This window comes from Rhizobium sp. RAF36, assembly GCF_052114105.1.
In the GTDB taxonomy this organism is placed as follows: Bacteria; Pseudomonadota; Alphaproteobacteria; order Rhizobiales; family Rhizobiaceae; genus Rhizobium.
In genome coordinates this window covers 933,449-947,946 of sequence record NZ_JBFREC010000001.1, presented here as the reverse complement: position 1 = coordinate 947,946, position 14,498 = coordinate 933,449, and the positions used below count along the sequence as shown (strand labels likewise).

Annotated in this window: 14 protein-coding genes; 11 read left to right on the top strand and 3 right to left on the bottom strand. The window is 61.6% G+C overall.

The window, feature by feature from the left end:
* The first annotated feature begins 58 nt into the window (after positions 1-58).
* The 3 genes from lipA (at position 59) to AB4Z25_RS04715 (ending at position 2,131) form a co-directional block, all read left to right on the top strand.
* Complete coding sequence (gene lipA, locus AB4Z25_RS04725) at positions 59-1,030, top strand: lipoyl synthase (RefSeq protein ID WP_112539525.1); 972 nt, start codon at positions 59-61, stop codon at positions 1,028-1,030.
* A 72-nt stretch (positions 1,031-1,102) separates the two neighbouring features.
* Entirely contained in the window at positions 1,103-1,675 is a 573-nt protein-coding gene (locus AB4Z25_RS04720; protein ID WP_112539523.1) for an AAA family ATPase, read from the top strand.
* A gap of 9 nt (positions 1,676-1,684) precedes the next feature.
* On the top strand, positions 1,685-2,131 hold the full coding sequence (locus tag AB4Z25_RS04715) for a type II toxin-antitoxin system RatA family toxin (RefSeq protein WP_112539521.1): 447 nt from the start codon (positions 1,685-1,687) through the stop codon (positions 2,129-2,131).
* Between the two features lie 2 nt (positions 2,132-2,133).
* Here AB4Z25_RS04715 and AB4Z25_RS04710 read toward each other — a convergent pair whose 3' ends face one another.
* The 3 genes from AB4Z25_RS04710 to AB4Z25_RS04700 all read right to left on the bottom strand — a co-directional run bounded on the left by AB4Z25_RS04710 (position 2,134) and on the right by AB4Z25_RS04700 (position 4,226).
* Positions 2,134-2,439, bottom strand: coding sequence for a hypothetical protein (locus AB4Z25_RS04710; protein ID WP_112539519.1), 306 nt, complete (start codon positions 2,437-2,439; stop codon positions 2,134-2,136).
* A gap of 75 nt (positions 2,440-2,514) precedes the next feature.
* Positions 2,515-3,009, bottom strand: a complete 495-nt coding sequence (locus tag AB4Z25_RS04705; protein WP_112539517.1) for a CinA family protein — start codon at positions 3,007-3,009, stop codon at positions 2,515-2,517.
* The gene (locus AB4Z25_RS04700) at positions 3,006-4,226 is read right to left on the bottom strand and encodes a bifunctional 2-C-methyl-D-erythritol 4-phosphate cytidylyltransferase/2-C-methyl-D-erythritol 2,4-cyclodiphosphate synthase (RefSeq protein ID WP_112539515.1); all 1,221 of its coding nucleotides are present in this window, start codon (positions 4,224-4,226) and stop codon (positions 3,006-3,008) included. Before AB4Z25_RS04700 ends, AB4Z25_RS04705 begins: the two co-directional genes overlap by 4 nt.
* A gap of 144 nt (positions 4,227-4,370) precedes the next feature.
* Between AB4Z25_RS04700 and dusB the strand changes: the two genes are divergently transcribed.
* From dusB to hflX, 8 genes are all read left to right on the top strand, one after another.
* Complete coding sequence (gene dusB, locus AB4Z25_RS04695; protein ID WP_442207878.1) at positions 4,371-5,393, top strand: tRNA dihydrouridine synthase DusB; 1,023 nt, start codon at positions 4,371-4,373, stop codon at positions 5,391-5,393.
* Positions 5,390-6,535, top strand: a complete 1,146-nt coding sequence (locus AB4Z25_RS04690) for a two-component system sensor histidine kinase NtrB (RefSeq protein ID WP_112539511.1) — start codon at positions 5,390-5,392, stop codon at positions 6,533-6,535. Before dusB ends, AB4Z25_RS04690 begins: the two co-directional genes overlap by 4 nt.
* The gene (gene ntrC / locus AB4Z25_RS04685; protein ID WP_112388138.1) at positions 6,532-7,983 is read left to right on the top strand and encodes a nitrogen regulation protein NR(I); all 1,452 of its coding nucleotides are present in this window, start codon (positions 6,532-6,534) and stop codon (positions 7,981-7,983) included. Before AB4Z25_RS04690 ends, ntrC begins: the two co-directional genes overlap by 4 nt.
* A gap of 195 nt (positions 7,984-8,178) precedes the next feature.
* The gene (locus AB4Z25_RS04680) at positions 8,179-10,449 is read left to right on the top strand and encodes a sensor histidine kinase (protein ID WP_112388139.1); all 2,271 of its coding nucleotides are present in this window, start codon (positions 8,179-8,181) and stop codon (positions 10,447-10,449) included.
* Complete coding sequence (gene ntrX, locus AB4Z25_RS04675) at positions 10,439-11,803, top strand: nitrogen assimilation response regulator NtrX (RefSeq protein ID WP_112388140.1); 1,365 nt, start codon at positions 10,439-10,441, stop codon at positions 11,801-11,803. The genes AB4Z25_RS04680 and ntrX overlap by 11 nt, the downstream gene beginning before the upstream one ends.
* Positions 11,804-11,864: 61 nt before the next feature.
* A complete protein-coding gene (locus AB4Z25_RS04670) occupies positions 11,865-12,728 on the top strand; it encodes a D-amino-acid transaminase (protein WP_112539509.1) in 864 nt (287 codons plus the stop codon).
* 111 nt (positions 12,729-12,839) lie between these two features.
* Positions 12,840-13,082, top strand: coding sequence for an RNA chaperone Hfq (gene hfq, locus AB4Z25_RS04665; RefSeq protein WP_003539403.1), 243 nt, complete (start codon positions 12,840-12,842; stop codon positions 13,080-13,082).
* 77 nt (positions 13,083-13,159) lie between these two features.
* Complete coding sequence (gene hflX / locus AB4Z25_RS04660) at positions 13,160-14,491, top strand: GTPase HflX (RefSeq protein WP_112539507.1); 1,332 nt, start codon at positions 13,160-13,162, stop codon at positions 14,489-14,491.
* The last annotated feature ends 7 nt before the right edge of the window (positions 14,492-14,498 follow it).

Below are 14,498 nucleotides of genomic sequence, written 5' to 3'. Positions count from 1 at the left end.
ACACTTATGTGCAGACTGATGATGAAGCCGCATCGGGCGGCGGAAAGTTGAAACTGCAATGGTCACTATCCTCGACACGATCAATCCCGACGTAAAGCGCGTACGCCATCCCGAAAAGGCCCACCGGCCGGACCAGGAAGTGCTGCGCAAGCCGGACTGGATCCGCGTCAAGGCGCCGACGTCGAAGGGTTACTCGGAGACGCGCTCGATCGTGAAGGAGCACAAGCTCGTCACCGTCTGCGAGGAAGCCGGCTGCCCGAATATCGGCGAGTGCTGGGACAAGAAGCACGCCACCTTCATGATCATGGGCGAGATCTGTACCCGCGCCTGCGCCTTCTGCAATGTCTCGACAGGCAAGCCGAATGCGCTGGATATGGCCGAGCCCGAGAATGTCGCCAAGGCCGTCAAGCAGATGGGCCTTTCGCACGTCGTCATCACCTCGGTCGATCGTGACGATCTGGCCGATGGCGGCGCCGAGCATTTCGAAAAGGTGATCTGGGCCATCCGCGCCGCGTCTCCTCAGACGACGATCGAGATCCTGACGCCTGACTTCCTGAAGAAGCCGGGTGCCCTGGAGCGCGTCGTCGCCGCCAAGCCTGACGTTTTCAACCACAACATGGAAACCGTGCCGGGCAACTATCTGACGGTTCGCCCCGGCGCCCGCTATTTCCACTCCATCCGCCTGCTGCAGCGCGTGAAGGAACTGGACCCGACGATGTTCACCAAATCGGGCATCATGGTCGGTCTCGGCGAAGAGCGGAACGAAGTACTCCAGCTGATGGACGACCTGCGCACCGCCGACGTAGACTTCCTGACGATCGGCCAATACCTGCAGCCGACCAAGAAGCACCATGCGGTCATGAGCTTCGTCACGCCGGACGAATTCAAGTCCTACGAGACTGTAGCCTATACCAAGGGCTTCCTGATGGTCGCCTCCAGCCCGCTGACGCGCTCCTCGCATCACGCCGGCGACGACTTCGCCCGTCTGAAAGCTGCGCGCGAAAAGAAGACGCTGATCGCCGCAGAATAAAATCCCTGCTTGCATTTTCTGAAAGCCGCGGCGATTTTCGCCGCGGCTTTTTGTTTGCGAGCGAGAGACGCGATGCCTGCTTATATCGACGATATCGGTGAAGCCGTCCGCCTCGCGCGCCGGTCCTCCCGGATCATGGTCATCGGATGCTCCGGCGGCGGCAAGAGCACGCTGTCGCGAAAGCTCTCCGCAAGGCTAGGTCTCACCCATATCTCGATGGACAGGGAATTCTTCTGGCTGCCGGGCTGGGTGAAGCGCGAGAAGGCCGAGGAACGGCAATTGATCACCGACACCGTCAACGGCGATGAGTGGCTGATGGACGGAACCGGCCCATCCACCTTCGATATCCGCGTCCCGCGCACACAACTGATCCTCTGGGTGCGCATGCCGCGCTGGCTTTGCCTATGGGGCATCTGCAAGCGTGCTTTCTTTCATCTCGGCAAGACGCGGCCGGATATGGCGCCCGGATGCCGGGAACAGCTGCCCGATCGCGAGTTCCTCACCTACATCTGGACGTTCGAGCAGCGGTTCGCACCGCTCGTCATCGCCGGTATCGATCGCTATGGCCCTGATGTCCCGGTTTTCCAGCTGAAAAGCCGGCGAGAGGTGGGCCGCCTTCTTGATCTTCTCGATGCGCCCGCTTAACTGCCCTTCATGCCGCAATTCGAAACGCATCGCCCCGTTCCCCATAGTGCCGAGCAGATGTTCGACCTCGTTGCCGATGTCGAACGCTATCCGGAATTCCTGCCGCTCTGCGAGGCGCTGACCGTGCGCAGCCGCAAGGAGCGCGATGGCAAGATCCTGCTCGTGGCCGACATGACGGTCGGCTACAAAGCGATCCGCGAAACCTTCACGACGCAGGTCCTGCTGAACAAGGCCGAGCACGTCATCGACGTCAAATATATCGATGGCCCATTCAAGTATCTCGACAACCGCTGGAGCTTCACCGGCGCCGCCAACGGCTCGACCGTGAATTTCTTCATCGACTACGAGTTCAAGAGCCGCATCCTCGGCGCGCTCATGGGGACGATGTTCGACAGGGCGTTCCGCATGTTCACGGAAGCCTTCGAAAAACGCGCGACGACGATCTACGGCAGCTGAGCTTAGCGGTCGAGGAAGTGGTCGAAGACCTGCGTTGCCGGATAGGCATAGTAGCCGCGATCGACAAAACTACGGCGGTAGAAGCAGTTCCTCAACGCGGTATTGTAGCGCAGGCTGCGCGTGTCGGGCGAACCGCGCCACGACACCGATTCTCGCTCGCAATAGGAGAGGGCGCGGTCGTAACGCGCCAGCAGCACCGGATCGGAATCGACACGGATGCCGGTATAGGTCTGGTAATTGGACGGTGCTTCCGCGGCGGAAATGCAGCCGAGGCTCAATGCAACGCCGAAGACGGCCAAGTATCGCATGGGAACAATCCTTCAAAACCGGCATTGGCCGGCAACGCGGCAGGAACGGTAGCAGAAGACTTTTGTTCCAGCATGCTACTTCAGCGACAGCAGCATTTCCAGAGCTGTCGCAACGGTCGCGAGCCGAACCTTGTCGCGGCCGATATCGCCATAGAGCATCTTGCGGTGGACGAGTGCGCCGCGCCGCGATTTGGCTGCGAGATGCACGAGACCAACAGGCTTTTCCGGCGAGCCGCCGCCAGGTCCCGCAATGCCGGTGACGGCAACCGCCACAGCGGCGCGCGAGCGGAAGAGGGCGCCATGCACCATCTGCCGCGCCGTCTCCTCTGAGACTGCGCCGAAGCGGGCGAGCGCCTCGTCCTGAACGCCGAGCATCTCCATCTTGGCGGTATTCGTATAGGTCACAAAGCCACGGTCGACGACCGCGGAGGAGCCTGAAATCTCGGTCAATGCACCGGCAATCAATCCGCCCGTACAGGACTCGGCCGTCGAGATCATCAGGCCAGCGGCCGAAAACTCCCGGATGATCTTTTCTGAAACAGCAATGATATCAGCCGGAAACATCGTCACTCCTTCGTGCCGCGGAAGACGACCGTGGCCGTGGCGATTGCCGCGATACCTTCACGGCGGCCGACGAAGCCGATCGTTTCGTTGGTGGTGGCCTTGACCGAGCAGCGGCCGATCGAGATGCCGAGGAATTCGGCCAGATTGGCGCGCATCTGATCGCGGTGAGGGCCGACCTTCGGCGCTTCGGCGATCAGCGAGACGTCGGCATTCATGATCGTGCCGCCGCAGTCGCGGACGATCTTCGCTGCATGCTCAAGAAAAATCCGCGAGGCGGCACCCTTCCACTGCGGGTCGGATGGCGGGAAATGATCGCCGATATCGCCGGCGCCGCAGGTGGCAAGCAGCGCGTCCGTCAAGGCATGCAGCGCGACATCGGCGTCCGAATGGCCCTTGAGCTTCTGGTCGTGCGGAATGAACAGCCCGCAGAGCGTCACGCCGTCGCCGGGCACGAGCTGGTGGACGTCGTAGCCATTGCCGGTGCGAACATCGGGTAAGGCGGACGACGACAGCCGGTTGTCGGCAAGGGCGATATCGCGTTTGACGGTCAGTTTCATGTTGTCAGCCGATCCTTCCACGATGGTGACCGGCATTCCGGCCCATTCGGCAATCGAAGCGTCGTCGGTGAAATCGATGCGGCCTGCGGAATGGGCCTTTTCATGAGCTGCAAGAATGGCTTCATAGGCGAAGGACTGTGGGGTCTGCGCTGCGAAGAGATGCTCACGCGACACGGTTTCGAGAACCGTTCCGTCTTTGTCGGAGCGCTTCAGCGTATCCGCGACCGGTGTTGCCGGGAGAACCGCGGGCGCGCCGTCGGTCAGCGCGCCGGCAATGCGATCGAGCAGGACATGGTCGAAGAACGGCCGCACCGCATCGTGGATCAGCACGTGGGTGATGCCCTTGTCCTTGAGATGTCTCAGACCCGCCAGGACCGACTGCTGGCGCGTCGCGCCGCCATGCACTGCCACGATCGGCGTTGCCGAGAGGATATGGCGCAGCGCCTTGTCGAACAGCGCCTCGTCGTCGGGATGAATGACGACGACGATCTGCGAGGCGTGTTCCCATGTCATGAAGTTTTCAAGCGTATGGGCAATAACCGGCTTGCCGCCGATCATCCGGTACTGCTTCGGACCCTCGGTGGACGCGCCTGCACGCTCGCCGCGCCCGGCGGCAACGACAACGATCCCGGCCGATAATGGTTGCTTCGAATGCATTTGCGCCATAAATCCCTAAAATAAGCAGAAAGCGACACAGGTGCTCTATAGGCTCGGCCACCGGCTTTCCAGCTTCTGCCCGAAAAATATCAATTCTAACCAAAGCCTCTTGGCAAGCCATTCGTCTATGGCTAAAAATAGTGCAGCCATATTGTGTGCCTGAAAGATAATCAATTGCATCGAGTGAACCTAGAAGCGCCTTTGCAGATCGGAAATGTCTCCGTGCGCAACCGTGTTGCGCTGGCGCCCATGTCCGGCGTCACCGATATGCCGTTCCGGCAATTGGCCTGGCGATACGGCGCCGGTCTCGTTGTCACCGAGATGGTCGCGAGCCGTGAACTGGTCAACAACGCCGCCGAATCCTGGTCACGGCTGCAAGCCGCCGGTTTCAAGCCACATATGGTGCAGCTTGCCGGCCGCGAAGCCTACTGGATGGGAGAGGCGGCAAAGGTCGCTGCCGACGCAGGTGCCGATATTATCGACATCAACATGGGCTGCCCGGCAAAGAAGGTCATCGGCGGTTATTCGGGCTCGGCGCTGATGCGCGATCCTGATCATGCGCTCACCCTGATCGAGGCGACGGTGAAGGCCGTCAATGTGCCTGTCACGCTGAAGATGCGCCTCGGCTGGGACGAGAATTCGCTGAACGCTCCCGAGATTGCTAAGCGCGCCCAGGATGCCGGCGTCCAGCTGATCACCATCCATGGCCGCACCCGCATGCAATTCTACGAAGGCAAGGCGGACTGGGATGCGATCCGCGCCGTCCGCGATGTTATTTCCGTGCCGCTGATCGCCAATGGCGACGTGAACACGCCTGAGGATGCTGAGGAGATCCTCCGCCGCTCGGGCGCCGATGCGGTAATGCTCGGCCGCGGCTGTCAGGGGCGCCCCTGGCATGCGGGCGTCATTGCCGGTGCCGCCGGTCCGAAGCGGCAGGAGATCGCTGATATCGCCGTCGAGCATTACCGGATGATGCTCGAATTCTACGGCGAACATGTCGCCATTCGCCATTCGCGCAAGCATCTCGGCTGGTATCTGGAGCGCTATGCGCCAGCGCTGTCAAAGGACGACAAGGCCGTGATCATGACTTCGAAGCAGCCGCTGGAGGTGGAGCGGCGGCTTTACGATGCGCTCTCTGCAGAGGCAGAAGCAGCTGAAAGCCGGGAGGCGGCATGACCGACAAGACGCAGGCGGATCAGGCGGGTGGCGTAGCGATGGCGGTTCTGAACGCCATCCAGAACCCGGTCATCATGGTGGACGAGCAGGGCCTCGTTGCCTTCGCCAACTGGGAGGCGGAGGCCTTCTTCGGCGCCAGCGCATCGCATTTGGCGCGCTATCGCATCTCGACCTTCATTCCCTTCGGCAGCCCGCTGCTGGCGCTGATCGACCAGGTCCGCGAACGCCGCGCACCGGTGAATGAATACCGCGTCGATCTGAGCTCGCCCCGCCTTGGCCAGGACAAGCTGGTGGATCTCTACGTGGCGCCGGTGATCAGCGCGCCGGGTTCCGTCGTCGTCGTCTTCCAGGAGCGCTCGATGGCTGACAAGATCGACCGCCAGCTGACGCATCGCGCCGCTGCCCGCTCGGTAACCGGCCTTGCATCGATGCTCGCCCATGAAATCAAGAACCCTCTCTCGGGCATTCGCGGCGCGGCACAGCTGCTGGAGCAGTCGGCCGTCGACGAGGACCGGGCGCTGACGCGGCTGATCTGCGACGAGACCGACCGCATCGTCTCGCTTGTCGACCGTATGGAGGTCTTCTCCGACGAGCGCCCCGTCGATCGCGTCCCGGTCAACATCCACTCCGTTCTCGATCATGTGAAGGCCGTGGCCAAGGCTGGCTTCGCCCGCCAGATTCGCATCACCGAGAACTACGACCCTTCGCTTCCGGCCGTTTATGCCAATCGTGACCAGCTGGTTCAGGTGTTCCTCAATCTGGTGAAGAACGCGGCAGAAGCCGTCGGGGAAAGGCAGGATGGCGAAATCCTGCTGACGACGGCCTATCGTCCGGGTATCCGCCTCTCCGTCGCCGGAACCCGCGAAAAAATCTCGCTGCCGCTGGAATTCTGTGTGCAGGACAACGGCCCCGGCGTTCCCTCGGACCTGCTACCGCATCTCTTCGATCCCTTCATCACCACCAAGACCAATGGCAGCGGCCTTGGTCTGGCGCTGGTCGCCAAGATCATCGGCGACCATGGCGGCATCATCGAATGTGACAGCCAGAACAACAAGACCACCTTCCGCGTCCTGATGCCGGCATCCAAGGATGCCTCTTCCGATGACGCGGCAATTGCAAACCCCACAGGAACTTCTCGATGACAGCAACGATCCTCGTCGCAGATGATGATGCGGCCATTCGTACGGTGCTCAATCAGGCGCTCAGCCGGGCAGGCTACGATGTTCGCATTACCTCGAACGCAGCCACGCTCTGGCGCTGGGTTTCGGCAGGCGAGGGCGATCTTGTGGTGACCGACGTTATCATGCCCGATGAGAATGCCTTCGATCTGCTGCCGCGCATCAAGAAGGCGCGGCCGGATCTGCCGGTGCTTGTCATGAGCGCCCAGAATACCTTCATGACGGCGATCAAGGCCTCCGAAAAGGGTGCCTACGACTACCTGCCGAAGCCGTTCGATCTGACGGAGTTGATCGGCATCATCGGCCGGGCGCTTTCCGAGCCGAAGAAGAAGCCGGCAAAGCTGGATGAGGACATGCAGGACGGCATGCCGCTGGTCGGCCGCTCGGCGGCGATGCAGGAAATCTACCGCGTGCTCGCGCGCCTGATGCAGACCGACCTGACGCTGATGATCACCGGCGAATCCGGTACCGGCAAGGAACTCGTCGCCCGCGCGCTCCACGATTACGGCAAGCGCCGCAACGGCCCCTTCGTCGCCATCAATATGGCGGCGATCCCGCGCGACCTGATCGAATCCGAACTCTTCGGTCACGAGAAAGGCGCCTTCACCGGGGCACAGAACCGCTCGACCGGCCGCTTCGAGCAGGCCGAGGGTGGCACGCTGTTCCTCGACGAAATCGGCGACATGCCGATGGATGCGCAGACCCGCCTTCTGCGCGTCCTGCAGCAGGGCGAGTACACCACCGTTGGCGGCCGCACGCCGATCCGCACCGACGTCCGCATCGTTGCCGCCACCAACAAGGATCTGAAGCAGGCGATCAATCAGGGCCTGTTCCGCGAGGATCTGTATTACCGCCTCAACGTCGTCCCGCTGCGCCTGCCGCCGCTGCGCGACCGCGCCGAAGATATTCCGGATCTCGTCCGCCATTTCATCCAGCAAGCTGAAAAGGAAGGTCTGGGCACCAAGCGATTCGATCAGGAAGCGCTGGAGCTAATGAAGGCCTATGCCTGGCCCGGCAACGTGCGCGAGCTTGAGAACCTTATTCGCCGTCTGATGGCACTTTATCCACAGGATGTGATTAGCCGCGAAATCATCGAAAGCGAACTGCGCTCCGACGTCCCCGACAGCCCGATCGACAAGGGTCCGATCCGCTCCGGTTCGATGACCATCGCGCAGGCTGTCGAAGAGAATATGCGCACATACTTTGCAAGTTTCGGCGAGAATCTGCCGCCACCGGGGCTTTATGACCGTGTGCTGACGGAACTGGAATATCCGCTGATCCTCGCGGCCCTGACGGCGACACGCGGCAACCAGATCAAGGCGGCAGATCTGCTGGGCTTGAACCGCAATACGCTGCGCAAAAAGATCCGTGAGCTTGGCGTTTCGGTCTACCGGAGCTCCCGCACAGCTTGACAATGTGGCGGCATGCGTTGCATTTTCGCCACAATGCGTTGCTTAAAGGTCACGCATAGGGTTTGGACAATCGTAACCATAACAGATGGTCTGTGCCGCTGATCTCCATAGACCGGGATTGCGCGGGCGCTGATGGTTTTTAGGCCCGGTGATTGCAGATGTGGCGTGGCGGCTTGCCGCCAGGAGAATGACCAGATGAAGCAGGATGCGGCATCGCCTGCGGCAGAAGACGAAGGGGTGGCAATCGTCACCGATCGTCGTGCGCTCTTTGCATTGCCCGGTCTCATGCTGGCCGGTGGTGCGCTTCTTTGTGCCACCGCTACACTCTTCGTGCTTCTCGGCTTCACGCCGATCGAACCGACCTCCCGCGTGGTCATCACCTCCGTCGTCGTCAATTCGTTCTTCGTTCTCGGCCTGATGGCGCTGATTGGCCGCGAGGTCGCACGGCTGATGAAGGCGCGTACGCGCGGAAGGGCGGCCGCCCGCCTCCACATCCGCATCGTCGTGCTGTTCTCGCTCGTGGCGATCACGCCGGCGATCCTCGTCGCACTCTTCGCCAGTATCACTCTGAACGCCGGCCTCGACCGCTGGTTCGCGCTCCGCACTCAGTCGATCGTCAGTTCGTCCCGCAATGTCGGCCAGGCCTACATGATGGAGAACGCCAGTTATCTCCAGGGCCAGACCGTATCGATGGCCAATGATCTGGAGCGCAATCGCACGCTCTACAATCTCGATCGGACCGGCTTTGCGGAATTGATGACCCGCCAGGCGCGTGGCCGCGGCCTGCTCGGAGCTTTTCTCGTCGAAAGCAATGGCGACGTCATCACCCAGGCGGACATCAAGACCGAGAAGCCGCTGCCGGCGATCCCGCCGGATGCGCTGACCAAGGCCGCTGCTGGCCAGCCGACGCTGATCCCGCCGGGCGTGACCAATCTCGTCGGCGCCATCATCAAGCTCGAATCCATCCCGGATGCTTTCCTCTACACCGTTCGTGCGGTCGATCCGAAGGTCATGGGCGCGATGCGGCTCATGCAGGAAAATGCCAACGAATATCAGTCGATGGAAGCGGGCCGCGTCTCGCTGCAGATCGCCTTTGCCGTTCTCTATATCGGCTTCGCGCTGATCGTGCTTCTCGCCGCCATCTGGACCGCGATTGCCGTCGCCGACCGTATCGTCCGGCCGATCCGCTTGCTGATCACGGCGGCCGACAGCGTTGCCTCGGGCAATATGGATATCGTCGTGCCTGTCCATGCCGTCGATGGCGACGTTGCCAATCTTTCGCGCACCTTCAACAAGATGATCTCCGAGATCCGCACGCAGCGGGACGAAATTCTGGAAGCGAAAGACGAGGTCGACGACCGCCGCCGCTTCATCGAGGCGGTCCTCTCCGGTGTCACCGCCGCCGTCATCGGTGTCGAGGGCGACCGGGCAATCACCATCGTCAACAGCTCGGCCGAGGCATTGATGACGCTCGACGCGTCCGACATGCTCGGCAAGCAGCTGGCCGATATCGCCCCCGAGGTCGATCAGGTGCTGACCGAGGCCGCCCAGCGCTATCGCGGCGATTTCCGCAAGCAGATCGCCTTGGTGCGGGGCGGTACCGTTCGTACTCTCAGCGTCCAGGTGACGCGTGAAGAGGTGCGCGATGGTGCCGAGTCCTACGTCATCACCCTCGACGACATCACCGATCTGGTCATTGCCCAGCGCTCGACGGCTTGGGGCGACGTGGCGCGCCGCATTGCCCATGAGATCAAGAACCCGCTGACGCCGATCCAGCTCTCGGCCGAGCGCATCCAGCGCCGCTATGGCAAGCAGATTAATCAGGACGACAAGACCGTCTTCGACCAGTGCACCGATACGATTATCCGCCAGGTCGGCGACATCGGCCGCATGGTCGACGAATTCTCGGCCTTTGCGCGTATGCCGAAGCCGACCAAGGAGCAGAGCGACCTGCGCGATATTCTCCGCGACGCGATGTTCCTGCGCGAGATGGGCAACACCCATGTCAGCTTCCTGCAGGATCTCGGCGAACGCCCGCTCGAAGGCATGTTCGACAGCCGCATGCTCGGCCAGGCCTTCGGCAACCTTATCAAGAATGCCGTCGAGGCCATCGAGTCGGTGCCGAGCGAGGAGCGCGACGAGCGCAAGGTGCTTGTGCGCGCTGGCATGGACGAGGGCAGGGACCGCTTCACCGTCGATGTCATCGACAATGGGCGCGGTCTGCCTGTCGAGAACCGGCACAGCATTCTCGAGCCCTATATGACGATGCGCGAGAAGGGCACCGGGCTCGGCCTGGCGATCGTCAAGAAGATTATTGAAGAGCATGGCGGGCAGCTTGAGCTGCATGATGCGCCCGCAGATTTTGACCAGGGGAGAGGAGCCATGATCCGCGTGCATCTGCCGCGTCTCGAGCCGGCCTCGTCCGCCCCTGCTGAAACCGACAAGGAAAGCGTTTATGGCCTCTGATATTCTCGTCGTCGACGATGAGCACGATATTCGCGAGATCGTCTCGGGCATCCTTTCGGATGAAGGTCACGAAACGCGCACCGCGCATGACAGCGACAGCGCGCTGGCGGCGATTTCTGATCGCGCCCCGCGGCTGATCTTCCTCGATATCTGGATGCAGGGCAGCAAGCTCGACGGGCTGTCGCTGCTCGACGAAATCAAGACCCGCCATCCCGATATCCCGGTCGTCATGATCTCCGGTCACGGCAATATCGAGACCGCGGTCTCCGCTATCAAGCGCGGTGCCTTCGATTTCATCGAGAAGCCTTTTAAGGCCGATCGGCTGATCCTGATTGCCGAGCGCGCGCTCGAGAATTCCAAGCTGAAGCGCGAAGTCTCGGAACTGAAGAAGCGCGCAGGCGATGCCGTCGAGCTGATCGGCACTTCGGTTGCCGTCTCCCAGCTTCGCCAGACGATCGAGAAGGTCTCGCCGACCAACAGCCGCATCATGATCTTCGGTGCATCCGGCTCCGGCAAGGAGCTGGTGGCACGGATGATCCACAAGAAGTCGACGCGCGCCAGCGGCCCGTTCGTCGCGCTGAATGCCGCCAACATTACGCCGGATCGCATGGAGATCGCGCTTTTCGGCACCGAAGGTTCGCCCGGCCAGGCTCGCAAGACCGGCGCGCTCGAGGAGGCGCATCGCGGCATTCTCTACCTCGATGAAGTCGGCGAGATGCCCCGCGAGACACAGAACAAGATTCTTCGCGTGCTTGTCGACCAGCAGTTCGAACGCGTCGGCGGCTCGAAGCGCGTCAAGGTCGATGTCCGCATCATTTCCTCGACGGCCTATAATCTCGAAAGCCGCATTGCCGAAGGTTGGTTCCGCGAAGATCTCTATCATCGCCTGGCAGTGGTCCCGGTCCGCGTGCCGGCGCTCGCCGAGCGGCGCGAAGACATTCCGTTCCTCGTCGATCAGTTGATGCGCCAGATTTCCGAACAGGCCGGCATTCGCCTGCGCCGGATCGGCGACGACGCGATGGCGGTGCTACAGGCGCATGACTGGCCGGGCAACATCCGCCAGCTGCGTAACAATATCGAGCGGCTGATGATCCTTGCCCGCTCCGACGGTCCCGACGCGCCGATCACCGCCGACATGCTGCCGACCGATCTCGGCGACATGCTGCCGAAGGTCTCTGCCAAGAACGACTACCACATCATGACGCTGCCGCTGCGCGAGGCCCGCGAGATGTTCGAGAAGGACTATCTCATCGCCCAGATCAACCGCTTCGGCGGCAACATCTCGCGCACGGCCGAGTTCGTTGGCATGGAGCGCTCGGCGCTGCATCGCAAGCTGAAGTCGCTCGGCGTCTGACAATTTTCCGGCGCGCAAGCCCGCGCCGGCGCTCTTCATTGCCCCACAGCCAGGTTTCCCGATGCCAAGAATTTCCTACGTCAACGGCCAGTATGTTCCCCATGCCCAGGCGGGCGTTCACATCGAGGATCGTGGCTACCAGTTCGCCGATGGGGTCTATGAGGTCTGCGAAGTCAGGCATGGCTATATCGTCGATATCACCCGCCACCTCGACCGCCTGAACCGCTCGTTGAGTGAACTGCGGATTGCAGCGCCGATGAGCCGCGCGGCACTGGTCACCGTGATTCGCGAGACGCTTCGCCGCAACAAGGTGAGGAACGGCTTGTTCTACATGCAGGTAACGCGCGGTGTGGCGCGGCGTGACCACGTTTTCCCGGCCGAAGGCACCAAGCCGTCAATCGTCATCACCGCCAAGAGCACGGATCCATCGATCATCGCCAGGAAGAATGCCGGCGGCATCAAGGCCATCAGCGTGCCTGACAACCGCTGGGACCGCGTCGATATCAAGACCGTTGGCCTGCTGCCGAATGCGATGGCCCGCCAGCAGGCCAAGGAAGCCGGCGCCCAGGAAGCGATCTATGTCGATCGCGACGGCTTCGTCACAGAGGGGGCTGCAACGAACGTCTGGATCGTCGATGCCGATGGCACGCTGATCACCCGTCCGGCTGAGCACGGCATCCTGCGCGGCATCACCCGCACGACGCTGATCGATGTCGGCGCCAAGCTCGGCCTCAAGATCGCCGAGCGCAAATTCACCGTCGCCGACATGCTCGCGGCTCGTGAAGTCTTCATCACCGCCGCGACAAGCATTTGTTTTCCCGTCGTTTCCCTGGATGGCCAGACGATCGCCAACGGTCACCCCGGCAGCGTCTCCCAGAATATCCGGGAAGCCTTTTTCGACGTTGCGGAAAAGATTGCGATTTGATACCAAGATTTGCTGGACGCAGGGGATGAGGGTTACCTGCTGATGGCTTGGAGAGGCTGATTAGTATTCCACCGGCTGAGACATGCCGGCAATAAAGAAAGAAGCGGCGCGATGGCGGAACGTTCTCAAAATTTGCAGGACTTATTTCTCAATACTGTTCGCAAACAAAAGATTTCCCTGACAATTTTTCTGATTAACGGCGTTAAGCTGACCGGCGTTGTCACTTCCTTCGACAACTTCTGTGTTCTTCTTCGCCGTGACGGTCATTCGCAACTCGTGTATAAGCACGCGATCTCGACCATCATGCCGGGCCAGCCGATGCAGATGTTCGAGAGCGAAGAAGCCGCTTCCTGATAGGGTCAGACGTTATTTCGACACGCGATACGAAGAATGATTCCATCATCCCGGAAGCCGAAAAGCTCCGGGACGATATGAACGCGACCGTCGTCGTGCCTGTTCTCAAGCAGGCACGTGGACGCGGCGCATTCGCTGACGGTGCGATCACCGTCACCCGCTCTCCTGAAAGCCGGCTCGAAGAGGCCAGCGGCCTCGCCGAAGCGATCGACCTCGATGTCGTCTACGGCGTCATCGTGCCGATCAGCGATCCGCGGCCCGCAACGCTGCTCGGGACTGGCAAGATCGAAGAGATCAAAGCCAAGCTCGAGGAATACGATTCGGGCCTGGTGATCGTCGATCACCCGCTGACCCCCGTACAGCAGCGCAATCTCGAGAAGGCATGGAACGTCAAGGTCATCGACCGGACCGGCCTGATCCTCGAAATCTTCGGCCGCCGCGCCTCCACCAAGGAAGGCACGCTGCAGGTCGATCTGGCGCATCTGAACTACCAGAAGGGCCGCCTGGTCCGCAGCTGGACCCACCTTGAGCGCCAGCGTGGCGGTGGCGGCTTCATGGGTGGTCCGGGCGAAACCCAGATCGAAGCCGACCGGCGCATGCTGCAGGACCGGATCATCAAGCTCGAGCGTGAGCTGGAGCAAGTGGTGCGCACCCGCCAGCTGCATCGCGCCAAGCGCCGCAAGGTGCCGCATCCGATCGTCGCTCTCGTCGGCTATACCAATGCCGGCAAGTCGACGCTGTTCAACCGCATCACCGGTGCTGGCGTGCTCGCCGAAGACATGCTCTTCGCGACGCTTGATCCGACGCTGCGCCGCATGAAGCTGCCGCACGGCCGCACCGTCATTCTCTCCGACACCGTCGGCTTCATTTCCGATCTGCCGACGCATCTGGTCGCCGCCTTCCGCGCGACATTGGAAGAAGTGCTGGAAGCCGATCTCGTGTTGCATGTCCGCGATATGGCCGATGACGACAATCCGGCCCAGAGCGCCGACGTGCTGCGCATCCTCAACGACCTCGGCATCGACGAGGCGGAAGGCGCCAAGCGCATCATCGAGGTCTGGAACAAGATCGACCGGCTGGAGCCGGAAACGCATGATGTCATGGTCCAGAAGGCCGCCGGCACCAAGAATGTAGTGGCGGTTTCGGCCGTCAGCGGCGAGGGCGTCGATCAGCTGATGGAAGAAATCAGCCGCCGCCTTTCCGGCGTCATGACAGAAGCGACGATCACAGTACCCGTCACCAAACTCGCGCTTCTGCCGTGGATCTACGAGCACGCCATCGTCGATGCCCGCGAGGACAACGAGGACGGCTCGGTGACGCTCGATCTTCGCCTGTCGGAGACGGAAGCCACGGCCCTCGAAGGGCGGCTCGGCAGCGGATCGAAGGCCAAGGAAGATTGGGAGCGCTGAGCGCTCC

Coding starts and splice junctions, on each gene's coding strand:
- lipA (WP_112539525.1), top strand. CDS start 59: ATGGTCACTATCCTCGACACGATCAATCCCGACGTAAAGCGCGTACGC.
- AB4Z25_RS04720 (WP_112539523.1), top strand. CDS start 1,103: ATGCCTGCTTATATCGACGATATCGGTGAAGCCGTCCGCCTCGCGCGC.
- AB4Z25_RS04715 (WP_112539521.1), top strand. CDS start 1,685: ATGCCGCAATTCGAAACGCATCGCCCCGTTCCCCATAGTGCCGAGCAG.
- AB4Z25_RS04710 (WP_112539519.1), bottom strand. CDS start 2,439: ATGCGATACTTGGCCGTCTTCGGCGTTGCATTGAGCCTCGGCTGCATT.
- AB4Z25_RS04700 (WP_112539515.1), bottom strand. CDS start 4,226: ATGGCGCAAATGCATTCGAAGCAACCATTATCGGCCGGGATCGTTGTC.
- AB4Z25_RS04690 (WP_112539511.1), top strand. CDS start 5,390: ATGACCGACAAGACGCAGGCGGATCAGGCGGGTGGCGTAGCGATGGCG.
- ntrC (WP_112388138.1), top strand. CDS start 6,532: ATGACAGCAACGATCCTCGTCGCAGATGATGATGCGGCCATTCGTACG.
- AB4Z25_RS04680 (WP_112388139.1), top strand. CDS start 8,179: ATGAAGCAGGATGCGGCATCGCCTGCGGCAGAAGACGAAGGGGTGGCA.
- ntrX (WP_112388140.1), top strand. CDS start 10,439: ATGGCCTCTGATATTCTCGTCGTCGACGATGAGCACGATATTCGCGAG.
- AB4Z25_RS04670 (WP_112539509.1), top strand. CDS start 11,865: ATGCCAAGAATTTCCTACGTCAACGGCCAGTATGTTCCCCATGCCCAG.
- hfq (WP_003539403.1), top strand. CDS start 12,840: ATGGCGGAACGTTCTCAAAATTTGCAGGACTTATTTCTCAATACTGTT.
- hflX (WP_112539507.1), top strand. CDS start 13,160: ATGAACGCGACCGTCGTCGTGCCTGTTCTCAAGCAGGCACGTGGACGC.